Raw genomic sequence first — 18,142 nt, 5'->3', positions numbered from 1 at the left:
AATGAAACGATTTATATTTATTCCAATTGTTTTATTGAAGATGTCTGTCAATAAAGAAGGATTTAAAGTAACTAATTATTTTTTAAATACTCCTTGAACATTATCCCAAGTCGGAATCGAACGATGAAATAAAAGGTTATTATTTTATCAAACTACTACACTTAAAGGAGGAGCAAAAACGTGGTCTACGAAAAAATGCATCCTGAAATCAAAAATATCATTATAAATATCGAAAATGTAATAATTGGAAAAAGAAATGAAGTCGAACTAAGTTTGGTAGCCCTTCTTGCAGGAGGGCATGTTTTATTAGAAGATGTTCCAGGTGTTGGGAAAACAATGATGGTAAAAGCACTTGCTAAATCCGTTAATGCAAATTTCCGTAGAATTCAATTTACCCCAGACTTGTTGCCTTCAGATGTAACAGGGGTTTCAATTTATAATCCAAAAGAGATGGAGTTTCAGTTCCATCCAGGACCTTTAATGGGGAATATTATCCTTGCTGATGAAATTAACCGAACATCTCCAAAAACACAGTCTGCACTATTAGAAGGTTTGGAGGAAGCAAGTATAACAATTGATGGGACAACCTATGAGCTAGCCAAGCCCTTTTTCGTTATGGCGACACAAAATCCAATTGAATATGAAGGGACATATCCACTTCCTGAAGCACAGCTAGATCGATTTTTGTTAAAGATGACAATGGGATATCCGACAATAGATGAAGAACTAGAAATATTAAATAGGTTGCAAAATATCCCTCCAATTGAAGAGTTAAAACCTGTCATTGACATCGATGGTTTGCTTTCGCTTCAAAAGGAAATGAAGAATGTATTTATCGATGAATCGATTAAGAAATATATAGTGAGTATTGTTAATGGTACAAGACAGCATGGAAATGTTTATTTGGGTGCAAGTCCAAGAGGTTCCATCGCACTTATGAAAGCGGGACAAGCATATGCATTCATGTATGGACGTGATTACGTTATACCGGATGATATACAATATCTAGCGCCATTTGTATTATCCCACAGAATTATTTTAAATTCTGAAACAAAATTTGAAGGAATTACCGCTGAAAAAATTATTAAATATATTGTTAAAAATAGTTCTGTACCCGTTCAAAGGAAAGTGAAATTATAATGAAAATGCAATTACGTGTCCTCAAAAAAGCCAGGAAGTTCTTATTGTTATTTTTTCTATTACCCTTACTATTTTTGAATGCTTTGTTACAAGGAGGATTTGTAAGTTGGTTTTTATTCTATAGTTTTCTACCTTTTATCTTATACTATGTGGCATTATCATTTTATCCTTTGGAAAATCTGAAAGTGACTAGAGAACTTACTAAAAACGTTTTCCAGGTCGGTGATCCAATAAAAGTTATTTTAACCGTGAGAAAGTCAAATTTTTTACCATTATTTTATTTTTTAATCGAAGAAAATTACTCAAATAATATACATACTACTGATCAACAAAAATATACAAAGGAACTGATTCTTACTGGCTTTAAAAAGGAATGTTCTTTTGATTATACAATTTATAAATTACCACGAGGGGAGTACTGTTTTAATTCCTTAACAATTAAGGTTGGTGATCCTCTTGGTATTTTTGAATCGAAAAGAATGTTCACCATTATGAATAAGTTCGTAGTATACCCTCAGTATTCGGAGCTTTATTATCGTCCGCTTGAGCATCAAAATAATCAAGGTTCATCAATATCGAGTCATCACTTTCAGCGGGATATATCAATGGCTGTTGGTATAAGAGAATATCAGTCTGGAGACCGGTTTTCCTGGATTAATTGGAAAGCCTCCGCGAAACGAAATAAGATGATGACAAAAGAGTTTGAAGAATTACAATCTAATGATCTGTTTGTCATAATGGATTGTGCACAAAATGGACTATTAGAATCAATCGTTTCGTTTACAGCATCTTTTCTACATACTGTACTGAAAAAGGGAATTCAAGTTGGCCTTTTAACAAATAACAAAAAACGAGATTCCTTTCCAATTAGAGGAGGAGAAGGACATTTTCAAAAGCTTTTACACCATCTTGCTAAAATAGAGGCAAATAATAATTCACCAATTGAGATGGTTATAGAAAAAAATCTCAGTTTCATTCAACAAAATGTATCATATATCTTGATAACGACCCACTTGTCGAAAAATTTAATCGAAAAAGCTAATTTTATTAAAAATAGAAAAGCCTCATTTACACTATTTGTCATTAAGGCAGAATCAATGGTCGTATCAGAAAGTGAAAAATCACTCATTTCAATCGCAAATGCACGCGGGGTGAGAACAATCATTGTACGTGAAGGTAATTTTAATGCAGCCTTTACAGGGGGAGATTTACGATGATAAAAAGTAATTTCACCTTATTTTTGTTGTATTCATATGGCTGTATATTGTTATGGGAATGGATAAGGCCCATTGATCATTTAACTACTACGTATCACATAAATATTTTTATATTTTACAGTTTAATAGTTTTTACATTGTCTTTTTTTAAAGTAAAAAGAATCCTACAATGGATTATAAACATATTCTTAGTTTTAATCTTCGTTAATCGATTTCATTACGATATAGGTTTCCTTCATTTAAGATGGATATTAATATTCATTAAGCATGTAGTTGAAAACATCATTTGGCTTACAACAGGCCGCTTGAATGAATTGACTGACGAATTCAAGACATTTTTATTCTTACTTTCACTTTCTATAATCGTCTATTTCATCAATTTCTTTTTAAACCGCATGTGGATTTTTTTCTTATTCCTTTTGACAGTTCTATATATTTCTCTATTAGATTCGCTTACCGACTACGGTGGCAAAACTGCCATTGTTCGAACAGTTTTACTTGCTTTTACAACCATGGGTATTTTAACTTTTGACAATCTAATGGAAAAGGGACGAGTTCATTATTATTCAGAATATGTAAAAAAATGGTTGGCTCCACTCGTTAGTATGATTACTCTTTTTGTCCTAATTGGATCCTTGGCTCCTAAGCCATCACCAATCAGGACTTTCCAAAATTGGTCATTCCAACTATCAAAACAGGATAACAATGGTGGCTCCGGTGGAGGAACAAAGACAGGTGGATACGACACCGATGATTCAAGACTAGGTGGGCCTATAAAAGGAAATGATAACCCGCTTTTTCAATATGAATCAAATCAAAGTATATATTGGAAAATGGAGACTAAAGACACTTATACAGGTCGAGGTTGGGTTGATTCTGCATCGACACAGCGTCCTATGAAAAAAGAAGATTTTGTAATGTTAAATACTTATCCAAATGCGATTGAGACCAAAATTGAAACAGCAAGAATCAAAATTTTTGATAACTATCAGTATAACTATATTATGTATCCTGAAGGAATTAAAAAATTAGTAAAAATTCTACCTTTTAAACCCGATCGAAATGTTTTCAAAATTGATACAACCATTGACAGAATAAGCTATTTCAATTATAGCATTCCAGAAATTCCAGCCAGTTTTGAAGTAGAATATGAAATACCTAGATATAAAGCAAACGATTTAATCAAAACAGTAAAACATGATTCAAATTTGATCAATGCTGTCTTTTACCAAAATTATACTCAATTACCAGCAAATTTACCTAAGAGAATAGGTGAGCTGGCGCAGCAAATAACAACAGGAAAAACAAATTGGTATGACAAAGCGAAAGCAATAGAGAATTACTTTGACAAGGATGAATACAGTTATAATCAAAAGAATGTTGCACTTCCAGGTCAGAATGTTGATTATGTGGACCAATTTTTATTTAACACAAAAACTGGTTATTGTAATAATTTTTCAACTTCGATGGCAGTAATGCTTAGAACACTAGGGATACCTACACGTTGGGTTAAAGGATTCACTGGAGGGAATTTTGTTAGAAACAGTAAAGAAGACTCATCAAAACAAATTTACGAAGTGAATGGTGACAATGCTCACTCATGGGTTGAGGTATATTTACCCAATCAAGGCTGGGTGGCATTTGAACCTACCAAAGGATTTTCAAATGAACTAAATATCAATTACAACAACGAAAATTCATCAACCAGCCAACAGCAAGATTTACCTACAAATGTAATTAAAAATAAACCGAATCCTGAATTAGAAGTAAATGGTGAAGAATCAAAGAAAACTGAAAAAACAAATGTCTTTTCTAGCCTCTGGAATAAGGTTAAACAGTCAAGTATGAGTGATTGGAAAGAGGTTTTTCTTTCTCTAGGTTTGATCCTTGTTGTTATAGGAATCATTTATCTAAATCGTAGAAAATGGCTCCCTTACTTTTTCATGCTAATTTACCGTTTTAGTAAGAAGGAAAATAGATTAGAATCAGCTTACCTAACATTATTACGTCAATTAGCTCGTTATGGATTAAAACGTAACGAAAGCGAAACACTAAGAACTTATGCAAAATATATTGATTCCCTTTTTACTACAAGCGAAATGACCGAATTAACGATATATTATGAGCAATACTTATATCAACAAGTTAGTCAGGAAGATAATTGGGAGAAATGCCTAAAATTATGGAAGAATTTAATGAAAAGAACGATCTGAAATTTATTAAAGTTTAAAAATCGAGATAAATTAATTTTTTATGATGAATTTATATATCATTCATAAATTTTGGTAGTTTTTTACTAAGTAATAAAAAGAAATGTTTATCTATAATTTTGATTTCACCTAATATTGTGCTGATTATACTTGGTTTGGATACGCTTTAATAAGTCAATAAATTGGAATATACGTCCCAAATACATCTAGTAAATCTTTTTTTAAATATAAAAAACCGCTGTTAAAGTTTATAAACAGCGGTTTTTTTATTACTCGATTGGATAGAAACGCTTAGTAAGATAATTGGATATTGTGAAAAAAATGGTCAATAATCATCCTTTAAAATTATTTATTTCCGTCACAATAAAAGGTAAGGCTTTTTTTATATATTGTTCTGCTGAAAGAGAACTATTATTTTCCCAATCCACAGAAGCTCCGTAAATTCCCCAACTCAACAGAGTAGTACCAATTTTTAAGGCTTCCGAATCCAAGTTAAGTTGCTGCTTTAAAAATAGGGAATAAAATAATTCACCCAGTTCTTTTTTTATTTTTTGTTCAATTATTGAATAAAAGGATTCCACACTTCTTCTACATTGTGAAGTATATTCTGTACGTTTTTTTGTATGAAACTTAGTTAATGTATAAAAAATTTTTACAATAGTCTCTTCATTTAACCGATCGTAATGATTGAAGTCTTTCACAATGCTTTCAAATAATTCTTCTGTAATGGAAGCATCCATTAACTCGTATTTATCTTGAAAATGAGAATAAAAAGTGGCACGATTTACGGTTGCTTCCTCCGTAATGTCCTTTATTGTAATGTCTTTGAACTCCTTTTTTTGAGCTATTTTTATAAAGGCATCCATTAACAATCTTCTTGTCCGTATAATACGTGGATCCACTTTCTTCTCTTCCATATTTAACACTCTCTTTTCTATGAATAGACAACAATTTATTTCGTTTGTTGTTTAGGCGATAAAACACCGATATTGATGATTGAGACTTAATGATTTCTAATTTAGAATCGAGTATACAACATCCGTTGCTGAAAAAAAAGATGTTGGATTCTACATCTTTAATATTTGTCAACTTGTTGAAATGCTAGTAAAGGTTAGCTTATATAAAACAACTAAGAAGGAAGTGTTTGAACATGACACAAAAAGTAGTAAGAAGACAAGAAATTCTTGATGCGTTTAATTTTAGACGTGCTATAAAGACTTTTGATCCAACAAAAAAAATCTCAGAGGAAGACTTTAATGTAATTCTAGAAGCAGCCCGACTTTCGCCGAGCTCATGTGGACTTGAACCTTGGAAATTCCTCATTGTTCAAAATCAGGAATTCAGAGAAAAGCTAAAAGAAATTTCTCCAGGCGCACAAGGTCATCTGCCAACTGCGAGCCATTTCGTTATCATTCTTTCAAGAACAAGCAAGGATACAAGGTACGACTCAGAATATGTAAAAAATCAAGTGCTTAATGTAACGGGTTTCCCAGCTGAAATTTCTGATCAAGTAATCGAGAGTATAAGAAATTTCCAAGAAAACCAATTAAATGTGTTAGAAAGTGAGCAAAAAGCGTTGGATTGGACTAAAAGACAAACTTTTCTTCCCTTTGCCAATATGATGACTGTGGCAGCATTACTTGGAATTGACTCTTGTCCAATAGAAGGCTTTTATATCGATAAGGTAGAAAAACTCCTTGCGGAAGAAAACCTACTAGAGGATGGTTACTTAGCTGTTTCAGCTATGGTCGCATTTGGATACCGAGCAAATGATGCTAATTTATTCCCTAGAGGAAGAAGAGACATGAAGGATATTGTTCAGTGGATTAGTTAATGATTCAGAGAAGCTGGAATGAGAAATTTTTAAAAATACAATACAGTACCTTTGATTGGTTACAGCAGCGAAGAGTTCCTTAAAGAATTGAAAATTTAGTTAATAGCTTAATGAATGCTGTTGGTAAATCACGAGCAGTAGGATCACCAACGGATAATTAGATGTTAATGAAGTAACTTACTGGTATGGAAAACATTAAACATAACTATTTAACAATGTATAGCAGGGGGACACCATCGTTAAAGATGTTCCCCTAACACTAAATGCGTTATCCAAAATAAGTTTTTAGTCACAGGATTTATAAACTTTTTTTAAATTAAGTTAGAAAGAAATAATCTGAAATTATCGAAATTAAGTATCTATAATAACTACGAAAGAAGGTTTTTTAATGAAATTAAGCGTTTTGGATCAAACTCCAGTTTCAAATGGACAGACTCCTCATGAAACTATACAAAATACGATTGAATTAGCTCAATTAGTAGATGGTTTAGGATATCAAAGAATTTGGTATTCCGAACATCATGGATCTGCAAACTTAGCCAGTGCTTCACCTGAAATATTGATTGCCCATATTGCTTCCGTGACAAACCAAATTCGTGTTGGTTCTGGTGGAATCATGCTGATGCATTACTCGCCATTAAAAATGGCAGAAATTTTTAAAACATTAACGACTTTATACCCTAATAGAATTGATTTCGGTGTAGGCCGTGCACCTGGTGGTGACCAATTTTCTACTCTTGCATTACATGAAGGAAAACAACCGAACCTGTTCAACCAGTACGATAAATTAGTAGAAACGATGATGTTTATGTCAGAAACGATGCCTGTTGATCATCTATATAATCGTACACTTGCAACTCCATTGGGAGCTCCATTACCTGAAGTTTGGCTATTAGGCTCAAGTGGCAGCAGCGCTGTACAAGCAGGACGATTCGGTATTGGATATTCGTTTGCTCAATTCATTAGTGGGCAATTATCAACCGAAACGTTGGAGTCTTATCGTACTAATTTTATTCCATCAGAGTTTATGCAAAACCCTAAAATTAATGTTGGTTATTTCGTGATGGTGGCAGAAACAGATGAAGAAGCTGAATATCATGCAGCTAGTTTAGATTTAAACTTATTATTTTTAGATAAAAGGATGCCTTTTCAAATATTATCTCCTGAGGACGCATTAAATTATTCTTATACCGAAATGGATAAGATGCATATACAGAATAACCGTAAACGATTCTTAGTGGGGAGTGCAAAAGATGTTGCAAATACATTACGTGCACATGACGAAAATTTTGGTATTAATGAAGCAGTGATTGGGACAATCAGTCATAGTCATGAAGCAAGACTACAGTCTTATCGATTACTTGCACAAGAACTTTTATAAAAAGAAAGGCGGAGAAAGAAATGATTGAAATTTTAAATCGAATTAACATATTAGCTAAAAAACAGAAAGAAGATGGTTTAACACAAATAGAATTAAAGCACCGTCAAGAATTACGCCAAGAATATCTTCAAATTATTCGTGGTCAAGTAAACAGCACAGTTATGGGTTTAACGATATTAGACCCTTTAGGTAATGATGTTACGCCTGAAAAATTGAAAAAAGAACAGAAAAAACAATCATTAAAAAAGAATGATGACGCATGAAAATGACTGGTGGCGTGGAACAAGCTGTAGAATTCATAAAGGGAGCATGTATGATACCTTTGTTTATAAACAAACCTTTTACGTCAACACATTGGAACATTATTTCGAAATTGGCCAGCTAATAATTAAGAGTGGAATAACTGATACAGCGATCCGATTCATTTTTAATTGGGCAATCGAACAAGAAGAAGACTTTCCCTTGGGCTGCTTAATAGTCAACACCGCAAAAGTAATAGACCAAACATGTATACACATTTGGTGACTGCTATGTTTACATGTTTGGTTCAACAGACAAGAGAGTAGGAAGAGATTAAACTAGAGATATTGATTAGATAATGATCTACTTTTCATTTTTCTAGTTTACATAATATATATTATAGGAAGTTGAATGTAAAACTAATAAAACCATCTCATTAACTAAGTATTCTTAGAGTTTTGAGATGAGACGAAAAATTTCATTATATTTGCACTGAATTCACTAAATTACTTATAAAGCAATCATTTTTATTTAAAACGCAATTTTATCGATTTAATAATTTAAGCAATAATTTAGTACCTAGATTTTTTCAAATAAATTTTTTTATTTTATAATCCATACAATCGATTTGTTCGTTTAATTATTAAACTTAATCATTCCAATAATGTTTTCATTTATTATTTCAATCATCAGTTCAATTTCGTTTTCGAATTATCTGATTAGTATAAATTTGAATTTATAGATAACTTCATCCATTTTAGAAGCGACTATGTAAGGTATTTATTTTTGATATCTATTGCAATTGATTTATTTCAAACTGCTGATCTGAGTGATTTCCAGCAATTTGACTATTTATGTGATAATTTCTTTTGCTTCTTCAATTACATCATCACATACCATACTTGCTAGTGTCTCACCGTTAACCCAATCAGTTTCTCTTATTTCTAATAGCTACAATACTTTTTTATTTAGTTATTTAGCATATTTGACCGCTGAATATTTAAATAATTGCTATAAGTAATATAAACCAGTATTCGAATAATAACTCAGTACTTGGTTTAAACTCAAATTCATATTACACATAAGTGACGCTGGCAATATCATTGGTCTAAACCGAATATCAGGAAAACTCGTAAAATTTGGCTTTCCCAAACAATGTTTTAAACTATAATTCATATTCATTTCAGTAACTTGTAGAATATCCGAAAAATACTTATTGGTCGGATCATATACATTTAACTTTAACTCATCACTTAACATAAAGATCTTTTTTGCAGTAAAACCTTTTGTTAATTACCGAATCCGATATTTTGTTTCATTTTTAATTTAAAACGTTATGATTTCGATTTATTCACTCTACAGAAACCTTTATTATTTATAGTCTTTACATATTAAAGACTTATTTATTTAATTTTGAAACATGCCTCTTCCCCCTTCTAATTCATCTTCTGAGCAAATAAAAATTTACACATTCAAGCATTTTACGTTCTTATCCAAATATTTTTTACTGTACGATTTTAATTTGGCCATTTTCATCAAGTTTTTTTCTTCCCCTATCTAATTTGAGCCCTTTTCAACAAAAAATCAACACCACAATCTATTTGTGATGTTGTCAGTATCTAGGTTACTTCCAATTAACGATCCGTTTCTTGATAAGTAATACCTACAAATCTATCCGTGCTTGGCTCGAATTCTACGTTTACAAATACCCCAAATTCCCTACTTCCATCTTTGACTCTTAACCAAAGCTTAAATTTTTCAATCGAAATACTTGTTGTTTTCCTTTCTCTACCTATATGTAAATAATCTATTACATCTGAAGCCGGATATCGTTCTTTTGTTTTTTCAACCGCGATTTTTCCCCATTTAGCATATGGAGGTTCATAAACACGTTCAGATTTAACAATCGTGATCGTAGTGAATGCAAAAAATAGTACAATCACCATCATAATGAATTTAAATGACTTTTTCATATGACCTCCTCCTTATATCTTTACTATTTGACCGCTCCATTGAACCTATTCACGACATATTTGAGCAAAATTTATCAATTTTTACTCAAACTGTTAATAAAATACAATTTTTTACAAATAGTAAGCTTATATGTTTTTTAAGGAGGACTTATTTTGCAAAAAAAACTTCATGTTAAAACTGCATTCATAATCTTTTGCATAATATGCTTATCACTTTTAATGGTAAATTCTTATCTACCTAAAAAAGAAGTAAATGCATTTACTAGCCAAGTTCTTAGTCGGGGTTCTACAGGCCAAGATGTAAAAGAATTACAAGAACGACTCAAGTTCATTGGTTTCTTTAATGGAAAGGTCGATGGTATTTTTGGTTGGGGCACATACTGGTCACTTCGAAAATTCCAAAATGAATTTGGTATGAAAGTTGATGGAATTGCAGGTCCAAAACTAAAGGAAAAATTGCAGAAGGCTACAAAAAATTATAAAAATACAGCAGCAGGCACAAAAAATAGTACAGCTAATAAGACTAGTAACAAAAATAATAATAATTCTAGTAAAAATTCGAATCCCATACCTAATAAAAAACCAATTGTTAATGCACCAAGCGGCTATACAAATAATGATATTAAATTAATGGCCAATGCAGTATATGGAGAATCACGAGGCGAACCTTATATTGGTCAAGTAGCAGTTGCGGCAGTTATATTAAATCGTCTAACTAGCTCCTCTTTTCCAAATTCAATTTCTGGGGTTATTTATCAGCCAGGTGCATTTACGGCAGTAGCAGACGGACAAATTAACTTAACTCCTAATGAAGTAGCTAAAAAGGCTGTTATTGATGCGATTAATGGATGGGATCCTACAACAGGTTGTATTTACTATTACAATCCTAAAACAGCTACAAATCAATGGATTCGCAACCGTCCTAAAATCCTTACCCTTGGTCAACATATTTTTTGCAAATAATTGCAGTGAGGTGTATTTATGAGAAATGGAATTATTATTGGCGCACTTTGTGCCGCTCTAGCAGGTACTGGATATTGGGGTTATACACAACATAAGAATCTGCAGAACACACATTTACAGGCTGAAAATAACTATCAACGTGCATTCAATGAGTTAGCTTATGATATCGACTTACTACACGATAAAATTGGTAGTACGCTTGCAATGAACTCTAGAACCTCCCTCTCTCCTGAACTTGCAGATGTATGGAGGATATCAATCGAGTCTAAATCAAATATTGCTCAATTACCGTTAAAATTTTTACCATTTGATAAAACGCAGGCGTTCCTTACGAATGTAGGTAATTTTAGTTACCGCACAGCGATTAGAGATTTAGAAAAGGAACCACTTACTGAGCAAGAATATAGTACGTTAAAAGGTATTTATAAAAAGGCAGAAAGTGTACAAAACGGATTACGTGGCGTACAAACAAATATTATGAATAAAAACTTGAGTTGGATGGAAGTTGAAACGATGTCCGCTCAACGAAAAGCACCTCGAGACAATGTTATTATGAATGGTTTTAAACATGTTGAACAAACGAAAGCTACGACGGATCAAGATTTTGGTCCTACATTTTCGAATGGTCAAGAAGAATCGAAAGGTTTGAAAAAGCTTACTGGGAAAAAAATTAATGAATCTGAAGCAATCAAAATTGCTAAGTCATTTATATCTATTAAAAATAGTAAAGATATTGCAGTAAATAAAAGTATGAATGGTAGTGCGGAACCGTTTTTTTCAATATCAATGGAACATAAACGACCTACTGCTAGTTCTTATATGGAAATTACAGAAACTGGTGGATACCCGTTATTCTTTATTACGACTAGAGACATCAGTTCACAAAAAATTAGTTTAGACGACGCTTCTAAAAAAGGACAGAAATATTTAGATTCAAGAAAATATACGGATATGGAACTTTATGATAGCTCACAGTACGATACAATCGGTGTATTTCAATTCGTAAAGACAGTCAATAAAGTAAGAATATATCCAGAAGCGATTCAATTAAAAGTGGCACTTGATAATGGTCAAGTCATCGGATTAAATGCAAAAAATTATGTAACTTCAAACCATGTTCGTACGATTCCAAAGCCTAAGCTCTCAATGGATCAAGCACGCAAAAAAATCAATCGAAATGTAAAAGTCCAAGAAGAAAGATTAGCTATTCTGCTAAGTGACTTTAATAAAGAAGTTCTATGCTATGAGTTTTTAGGTACATTAGGTAATGACACGTATGACATCTTTATCAATGCAACGAATGGCCGAGAGGAAAAAGTGAAAAAATTATAAAATGCCAAAGCACAGGAAGTAATTTCCCTGTGCTTTTTTATTGATACTATTCTTTTAAAGTCAATATATTTTTAAAACACTTAATGCCAATTATAGTTTCGAAAAAAGTAAATTTATATAAAGAATTTTCCACTTACAATAGTACATCAAATTTTTTATATCGTTCCTCTTGCTTTAAAACATTTTTTTATAATAAGTTTTTCTTCTTCTTCATTATTTTCTTCCACTATTTCTAAAATATAATACAGGTCAAATATCAACCAAATAAGTGTAACAGGTCAAATATCAACCAAATAAGTGTAATTGGTGATAGGAAGAATGAAATAGTTAAAATTAATTGAGTAACAGCAGTACCGTATCTTCTATTATAAAATCTATGGCCACCAAAGATACCTGTTATAAATAATAGTAAGTATGATACAGATAAATGTTTCTTTTTATATTGCATCTCTGCTGATACTATTAGCAGTTCTTTTTCTGATAAATCCATTCTATTAATCAATTTCATCCCCCCTCTATACTTCTAGAGTTTTTCTTAAAGTTTACAAATAACTGATCTGTATTCGTACGACTCGTAGCTTATATATGATTGTCGCATCCATTTTAAAAAATCACTTTTAAAAGATATGTAAATGCTGGAGAATGACTATTCCTACTCCAAGGAATATAACGTAATATCCAAACACATTAAGTGATTGTTTCTTTAATAAATTAATCATCCAGTTGATCGCAAGATATCCAAATATCGCTGATGCTAAAGTACCAATGAACAATGGAACAAATGATATTTGCTCGACACTCCCACCTATTAGATCTTTCCCTTGTAATACGATACCTCCAACAATAGCTGGTGTTGACAAAAGAAATGAAAAATAAGCTGCACTTTTTCGTTCCATTCCTTTAAATAATGCAGCGGCAATCGTTAGTCCCGAACGTGAAACCGCTGGGAAAATGGCTAATGCTTGGAAAAATCCAATGAATAATGCGTCCTTCCAAGTTAATTCTTCCATTGTTTTACTACCTTTTCGATTTCGATCTGCCAAAAATAAAATGATGCCTGTAAAGATGAACTCCCAACCAATTGTTTTACCTGATACTGAGATTGCATCAAAGAAATCTTTAAATAACAAGCCAACAATAACAGCTGGAATTGTACCTACTACTAATAATAAAGTTAATTTTGAAAAAGGTTTTTTCAATAACATCTTCCATTCATCTTTATAAAAAACAAAAACTGCTAATAGCGTCCCAATATGCAATAGTGTATCTAATAATAGCCCCGCTTCATCTAAACCAAATAAATGTCTGCCTATATATAAATGGCCTGTACTACTAATTGGAAGGAATTCAGTTAAACCTTGTATGATTCCTAATATAAATGCCTCAAAACTAGACATACACTTTTCCCCCTTTACTCAACCTTCTAACTGAATTGAATTACATTTTTAGAAAACACTTGTCCTTCTACACTTTATGCTAATTTTAGAAAAGCTATGAAAATAATATGAAACTTATAAGCTAAACAAATCAGGTATCATAAAAAGTTAAAACAATTTAATTTCTGCACAAAGACTTGCAATAAAAAATAGCATCTAAAAAGATGCTATCAGCGTACTAACAATATCCAAAAAATATTTGTTTCAGTCTGCTCGCAAAAATAAAGATACTATTCCGTTTTCAGGACCGAAAATAATTTACTAATCGGTTCTTTGTTTATTTGATTTGAAATATAGTTGGTCGCTTCATGGAGTTTTTGTTCATCAACACCTGTATATACACCTAATTGATGCATCAAAGAGATGATATCTTCTGTTGCAACTGTTTGGTTTATCATCGTATTTGGTAAACTACCACCATATCCACCGTTTGATGATTCAAAACGCTCCACTCCATACAATAATGAAGTGTATACATTCGTTATCGCTAAACCATACGTATTATCAAATTGCATTGAACATCGATCTTTTGGAACTTCCAGTAAGAGTTCTTCTAAAAAATGAGTTACAAGAGGTGGAGTTGCAAGGCCCGTAGAATCTATAAATGATAATTCATCAATTCCATCTTCTAACAACTGGTTTGATAGATTTATTGATTTTTGAAAGCTTATATTGCCCTCATAGCGACAGCCAAATACATTTGCTATATAAGCCCTTGTCTTTGTCTTATTATCTTTACATTCTCCAACTATTTTTCTAATTTCATTCATCGTATGCTGAATACTACAATCTTTCATTTTTTGATTAGAAGTTTCACTTGCTGAAACAAATAGATTAACTTCATCTGCGTTTACGACAAACGCTCTTGTTAAACCTCTTTTATTAGGAACGAGTACACTATATTTTAAATCTACATTTCTTTTAAGTTTTAAAACTAATTCAGCTGCCTTATTAAAATCCTGTTTATTTTCCGTACGAATAAAGGAAGAAACTTCAATATTTGATAAGCCACTATCAACTAATAAATGTATCCAGTGTAATTTCTGTTCGATTTGAAGTTGATTGCCATCTATTAATCGAATTCTAGGGCCAACTTCCTTCAATATGACAGACTGAGGAAGGATCAATACGACCTACTCCTATCCATTAAATTTTAGCGCACTTAAAAATGATAGATTACTATCTTCTTTTTATTGTCTTCCTTACTTTTATAGAATGGAAATACTCTTGTACTAATATAAGATTGTTTCATGTTAATTATGATTAAAAGAAATTAATGGTAAAAATGGCTTATAAATAAAAAAGAACTGACATATAGTCAGCTCCTAATTGGCTAAAGTACTTTACTTAAGAAACTCTTCGTACGTTCATTCATAGGATGATCAAAAATTTGATCCGGTTCATTTTCTTCAACAATATAACCTTGATCCATAAATATCACTCGATCTCCAACCTCACGAGCAAATCCCATTTCATGTGTTACGACAACCATTGTCATTCCTTCTCTAGCTAATTGCTTCATTACTTCTAATACTTCACCAACCATTTCAGGATCTAATGCTGAAGTAGGCTCGTCAAATAACATAATTTTAGGTTCCATTGCTAATGCTCTTGCTATTGCAACTCGTTGCTTTTGACCACCAGATAAAGAATCTGGGAACTTATTTGCTTTGTCAGCAAGTCCTACTTTATTTAAGAGCTCGAGTGCTTTATCCTTAGAAGCTTCTTTTGTTTTATTTCGCACTTTAGTTGGTGCTAGCATAATATTTTCCAAGACTGAAAGATGGGGAAATAGATTAAAATGCTGAAATACCATACCTACTTCTGTTCGTATTTCATTAATATTTGTATTTTTATCTGTTAGTTCAATACCTTCAATATACACATTTCCCTCTGTTATATCCTCTAACATATTCAAACAGCGGAGGAATGTCGATTTACCTGAACCCGAAGGACCAATCACTACTACAACCTCTCGTGGTTCAATTTCGATACTGATATCTTTTAAAACCTCTAATGCACCAAATGACTTTTTTAATTTATCTACTTTAATCATTTTGTTGTCAGCCTTCTTTCAACGCGATTTAAGACAAAGTTTAATGTAAGCGTTAGGACTAGGTAGATGATTGCAGCGGATAAGAATGGCTCCCATACTTTATAGTATTGACCTTGCATTGCTCTACTCCAATACATAATCTCAGGAGCGGCTATAATCGCAGCAATTGAAGATTCTTTAATTAATACGATAAATTCATTTCCGAGTGGCGGAATCATACGTTTTACGGCTTGGGGTATAATTACATATCTCATGGCTTGTACATGTGTCATACCTAAAGAGCGTGAAGCTTCCATTTGACCTTTATCAATTGATTGAATCCCCGCTCGGAAAATCTCAGCTATATATGCTGCAGAATTTAACGATAGCGCGATAATTGTTGCAGCAATTGCATTCGTTTTATCAATAAATAAAGGGACAACTCCAAAGTGAATTAATAGAAGTTGAACAAATAATGGCGTGCCTCGGAAGAAATTGATATACCAAACAAATGGCAAAGCTAACCATTTATTTGTTTGCATTTTACCTAAACCAATAAATAAACCGATAATGGTACCTAACGCAATTCCTGCTAACGATAGGGATATGGTAAGTAGTGTCCCTTGAAAGAAAAATGGCAAATATTCTTGAATGATTTTAAAATCAAATCCCATGTACAGTCCCCCTATTTAACTAAAATTGCGTAACACCACTTGCGTTACGCAATTTCTTTTAAACTATTTATTTTGTTCAGCCTTTAATGTCTCAAGATCTGGTTCAGCACCAAAGTGTTTTTTATAAAGTTCTTCATATGTTCCATTTTCAACTACTGCTTTAATTGCTTTATCAAGTTTTCCTTTTAATTTGCTTCCATCTTGTAGCAATAAGCCATAGTATTCAGGATCAAAGCTATTATCATCACCGATAACGACTAATTTTTTATCAGGGTTATTTTTTGCATAAGCCTCAATTACACCATTATCTGCTACTACTGCATCAGCCCCACCACTTGTTAATTCTAAGATTGCAAGATTATTATTTTCGAATTTTTTTAGATTTTTATTATTTTTTCCAAACATTTTTTCAATTGCTTCTTGTCCTGTTGTTCCATTTTGAACTGCGACCGTTTTACCTTTTAAGTCCTGTGCAGATTTAATATCACTACCTTCAGGAACTAAGATTTTATTAATAGAAAGGAAATAAGGAGTAGTAAAGTCATATGTTTTCTCACGCTCTGCATTAATAGAAATAGAAGACATACCGATATCAGCAAGCTTTCCACCAATCTCAGCAAATAATGGGTCCCATCCTGTGTTGACAATATCAATTTTTATTCCCGCTTCTTTAGCAACTGCATTTGTAAAATCAACATCAAATCCGACAATTTTACCTTTATCAAGATATTCAAATGGAGCATAAGCCGCGTCTGTTACAACTCGTAAAGGCTTATCATCTGAGCTTTTCCCGCCAGTTTTTGAATCCTTTGTTCCACATCCAGATAAAATAAGTGCTGTAGAAACCGCAAAAGCAAAAGATAGTTTTTTGAACTTTTTCATTAAATTTACCCCCAAATAGATATATATGTAGTTTAATTGCCTAATAATTTAAATATATAGAATATTTACTATATTTAGACTTTAAATAATTATATCTATTCTTGTTTAATTATGCAATACTATGTCGTATATTGTGCCTTTTTATAAGTTGATAGGTTTTGCATTAATAAAGGAGCACAGATTATACTTAGACTTTGCTATATGAATAGCTCTTATCTATACACAGCATCAAGCTTTTAATTATTAGTCGATCGATTTACTATTTTGGTAGGCCATAAAGACTGGAGAGTGTTTAAAATAGAAAACTATCATTACTGCGCAACATGTGTTCATTTTGAAGTGAAAAAAGTAGCGGGATTTGAAATTCAATATATATGTAAGAGACTAGGATTTATAACCAAACCGAACTATATCTTTAACTGCTGGGATCCAAAAGAAAATGTTAAGAGGTTAATCGAAAAAAGAAACATGGCAAAATAAAAGGACTACCGCTGTAGTCCTAGTTAGTCATATAACGCACAACTTAGTTCAAAACTCGGAAATTATTGAATCATTTAACTAACTATAAAAATTTTGATGTTCTTTTATTTCTTTCCTTTCATTGACTATTTAATTTATTACTAAAAGATTTCAATTAGATTATTATAAGGTTTATTTTCAACTATCCATTCCCTCTCCAGCTTTTCTTACTGTATTCATTGAATCTCTGCTAAATAATATTTATCCAACCATTAGATTAATCCTTAGCGAAATTATTAGCTGTTTACTCTAATATAACCTTTTTAACTAAATTTCCAGTTATTTCAATAAAAAATGAACTGACCA

General features: G+C 32.0%; 16 protein-coding genes. 8 read left to right on the top strand and 8 right to left on the bottom strand.

Translation table 11 applies throughout. The features are described 5' to 3' along the window. The first annotated feature begins 180 nt into the window (after positions 1–180). From B7R65_RS14095 to B7R65_RS14085, 3 genes are all read left to right on the top strand, one after another. A complete protein-coding gene (locus B7R65_RS14095) occupies positions 181–1,140 on the top strand; it encodes an AAA family ATPase (protein ID WP_373419585.1) in 960 nt (319 codons plus the stop codon). Positions 1,141–1,325: 185 nt separating this feature from the next. After that, positions 1,326–2,357 (top strand): DUF58 domain-containing protein, encoded by a 1,032-nt coding sequence (locus B7R65_RS14090; protein ID WP_256941315.1) that lies wholly within the window; start codon positions 1,326–1,328, stop codon positions 2,355–2,357. After that, positions 2,354–4,570: a DUF4129 domain-containing transglutaminase family protein gene (locus B7R65_RS14085; RefSeq protein WP_088043424.1), complete on the top strand. Its 2,217-nt coding sequence runs from the start codon at positions 2,354–2,356 to the stop codon at positions 4,568–4,570. Before B7R65_RS14090 ends, B7R65_RS14085 begins: the two co-directional genes overlap by 4 nt. A gap of 329 nt (positions 4,571–4,899) precedes the next feature. Here the strand turns inward: B7R65_RS14085 and B7R65_RS14080 are convergent, their stop codons facing one another. After that, a complete protein-coding gene (locus B7R65_RS14080; RefSeq protein ID WP_088043423.1) occupies positions 4,900–5,484 on the bottom strand; it encodes a TetR/AcrR family transcriptional regulator in 585 nt (194 codons plus the stop codon). 233 nt (positions 5,485–5,717) lie between these two features. On the opposite strand from B7R65_RS14080, the gene B7R65_RS14075 reads away from it, so the two are divergent. The 3 genes from B7R65_RS14075 (at position 5,718) to B7R65_RS14065 (ending at position 8,045) form a co-directional block, all read left to right on the top strand. Further along, positions 5,718–6,401, top strand: coding sequence for an NAD(P)H-dependent oxidoreductase (locus B7R65_RS14075; RefSeq protein WP_088043422.1), 684 nt, complete (start codon positions 5,718–5,720; stop codon positions 6,399–6,401). Positions 6,402–6,789: 388 nt separating this feature from the next. Beyond that, entirely contained in the window at positions 6,790–7,782 is a 993-nt protein-coding gene (locus B7R65_RS14070) for an LLM class flavin-dependent oxidoreductase (RefSeq protein ID WP_088043421.1), read from the top strand. Positions 7,783–7,802: 20 nt separating this feature from the next. Further along, positions 7,803–8,045 (top strand): DUF896 domain-containing protein, encoded by a 243-nt coding sequence (locus B7R65_RS14065; protein ID WP_088043420.1) that lies wholly within the window; start codon positions 7,803–7,805, stop codon positions 8,043–8,045. A 1,611-nt stretch (positions 8,046–9,656) separates the two neighbouring features. Here B7R65_RS14065 and B7R65_RS14060 read toward each other — a convergent pair. Further along, positions 9,657–9,995 carry a DUF3889 domain-containing protein gene (locus tag B7R65_RS14060; RefSeq protein WP_088043419.1) on the bottom strand — a complete coding sequence of 113 codons (339 nt, stop codon included), beginning with the start codon at positions 9,993–9,995 and terminating at the stop codon, positions 9,657–9,659. 219 nt (positions 9,996–10,214) lie between these two features. Here B7R65_RS14060 and sleB point away from each other — a divergent pair, with 219 nt between their 5' ends. Continuing rightward, positions 10,215–10,958 carry a spore cortex-lytic enzyme gene (gene sleB, locus B7R65_RS14055; RefSeq protein WP_088043445.1) on the top strand — a complete coding sequence of 248 codons (744 nt, stop codon included), beginning with the start codon at positions 10,215–10,217 and terminating at the stop codon, positions 10,956–10,958. 18 nt (positions 10,959–10,976) lie between these two features. Then, positions 10,977–12,290, top strand: coding sequence for a germination protein YpeB (gene ypeB, locus B7R65_RS14050; RefSeq protein WP_088043418.1), 1,314 nt, complete (start codon positions 10,977–10,979; stop codon positions 12,288–12,290). Positions 12,291–12,546: 256 nt separating this feature from the next. Here ypeB and B7R65_RS14045 read toward each other — a convergent pair whose 3' ends face one another. The 6 genes from B7R65_RS14045 to B7R65_RS14020 all read right to left on the bottom strand — a co-directional run bounded on the left by B7R65_RS14045 (position 12,547) and on the right by B7R65_RS14020 (position 17,317). After that, the gene (locus tag B7R65_RS14045) at positions 12,547–12,792 is read right to left on the bottom strand and encodes an NINE protein (protein ID WP_179194883.1); all 246 of its coding nucleotides are present in this window, start codon (positions 12,790–12,792) and stop codon (positions 12,547–12,549) included. A 115-nt stretch (positions 12,793–12,907) separates the two neighbouring features. Continuing rightward, entirely contained in the window at positions 12,908–13,687 is a 780-nt protein-coding gene (locus B7R65_RS14040) for an undecaprenyl-diphosphate phosphatase (protein ID WP_088043416.1), read from the bottom strand. 269 nt (positions 13,688–13,956) lie between these two features. Then, positions 13,957–14,853, bottom strand: a complete 897-nt coding sequence (locus B7R65_RS14035) for a hydroxymethylglutaryl-CoA lyase (RefSeq protein ID WP_088043415.1) — start codon at positions 14,851–14,853, stop codon at positions 13,957–13,959. Between the two features lie 206 nt (positions 14,854–15,059). Next, complete coding sequence (locus B7R65_RS14030; protein WP_088043414.1) at positions 15,060–15,782, bottom strand: amino acid ABC transporter ATP-binding protein; 723 nt, start codon at positions 15,780–15,782, stop codon at positions 15,060–15,062. Then, on the bottom strand, positions 15,779–16,435 hold the full coding sequence (locus tag B7R65_RS14025; RefSeq protein ID WP_088043413.1) for an amino acid ABC transporter permease: 657 nt from the start codon (positions 16,433–16,435) through the stop codon (positions 15,779–15,781). Before B7R65_RS14025 ends, B7R65_RS14030 begins: the two co-directional genes overlap by 4 nt. Before the next feature lie 63 nt (positions 16,436–16,498). Further along, positions 16,499–17,317 carry a basic amino acid ABC transporter substrate-binding protein gene (locus tag B7R65_RS14020; protein ID WP_088043412.1) on the bottom strand — a complete coding sequence of 273 codons (819 nt, stop codon included), beginning with the start codon at positions 17,315–17,317 and terminating at the stop codon, positions 16,499–16,501. Positions 17,318–18,142 lie beyond the last annotated feature (825 nt).

The organism is Bacillus sp. EAC (assembly GCF_002156875.1).
Classification (GTDB): Bacteria; Bacillota; Bacilli; order Bacillales; family Bacillaceae_G; genus Gottfriedia.
Note: the sequence above shows the minus strand (reverse complement) of the source record. Positions and strands in the feature narration are given on the sequence as shown.

What these genes read in the sequence shown, in the direction of transcription:
- B7R65_RS14085 (WP_088043424.1), top strand. Translation starts at nt 2,354, where the DNA reads ATGATAAAAAGTAATTTCACCTTATTTTTGTTGTATTCATATGGCTGT.
- B7R65_RS14080 (WP_088043423.1), bottom strand. Translation starts at nt 5,484, where the DNA reads ATGGAAGAGAAGAAAGTGGATCCACGTATTATACGGACAAGAAGATTG.
- B7R65_RS14075 (WP_088043422.1), top strand. Translation starts at nt 5,718, where the DNA reads ATGACACAAAAAGTAGTAAGAAGACAAGAAATTCTTGATGCGTTTAAT.
- B7R65_RS14070 (WP_088043421.1), top strand. Translation starts at nt 6,790, where the DNA reads ATGAAATTAAGCGTTTTGGATCAAACTCCAGTTTCAAATGGACAGACT.
- B7R65_RS14065 (WP_088043420.1), top strand. Translation starts at nt 7,803, where the DNA reads ATGATTGAAATTTTAAATCGAATTAACATATTAGCTAAAAAACAGAAA.
- B7R65_RS14060 (WP_088043419.1), bottom strand. Translation starts at nt 9,995, where the DNA reads ATGAAAAAGTCATTTAAATTCATTATGATGGTGATTGTACTATTTTTT.
- sleB (WP_088043445.1), top strand. Translation starts at nt 10,215, where the DNA reads ATGGTAAATTCTTATCTACCTAAAAAAGAAGTAAATGCATTTACTAGC.
- ypeB (WP_088043418.1), top strand. Translation starts at nt 10,977, where the DNA reads ATGAGAAATGGAATTATTATTGGCGCACTTTGTGCCGCTCTAGCAGGT.
- B7R65_RS14040 (WP_088043416.1), bottom strand. Translation starts at nt 13,687, where the DNA reads ATGTCTAGTTTTGAGGCATTTATATTAGGAATCATACAAGGTTTAACT.
- B7R65_RS14030 (WP_088043414.1), bottom strand. Translation starts at nt 15,782, where the DNA reads ATGATTAAAGTAGATAAATTAAAAAAGTCATTTGGTGCATTAGAGGTT.
- B7R65_RS14025 (WP_088043413.1), bottom strand. Translation starts at nt 16,435, where the DNA reads ATGGGATTTGATTTTAAAATCATTCAAGAATATTTGCCATTTTTCTTT.
- B7R65_RS14020 (WP_088043412.1), bottom strand. Translation starts at nt 17,317, where the DNA reads ATGAAAAAGTTCAAAAAACTATCTTTTGCTTTTGCGGTTTCTACAGCA.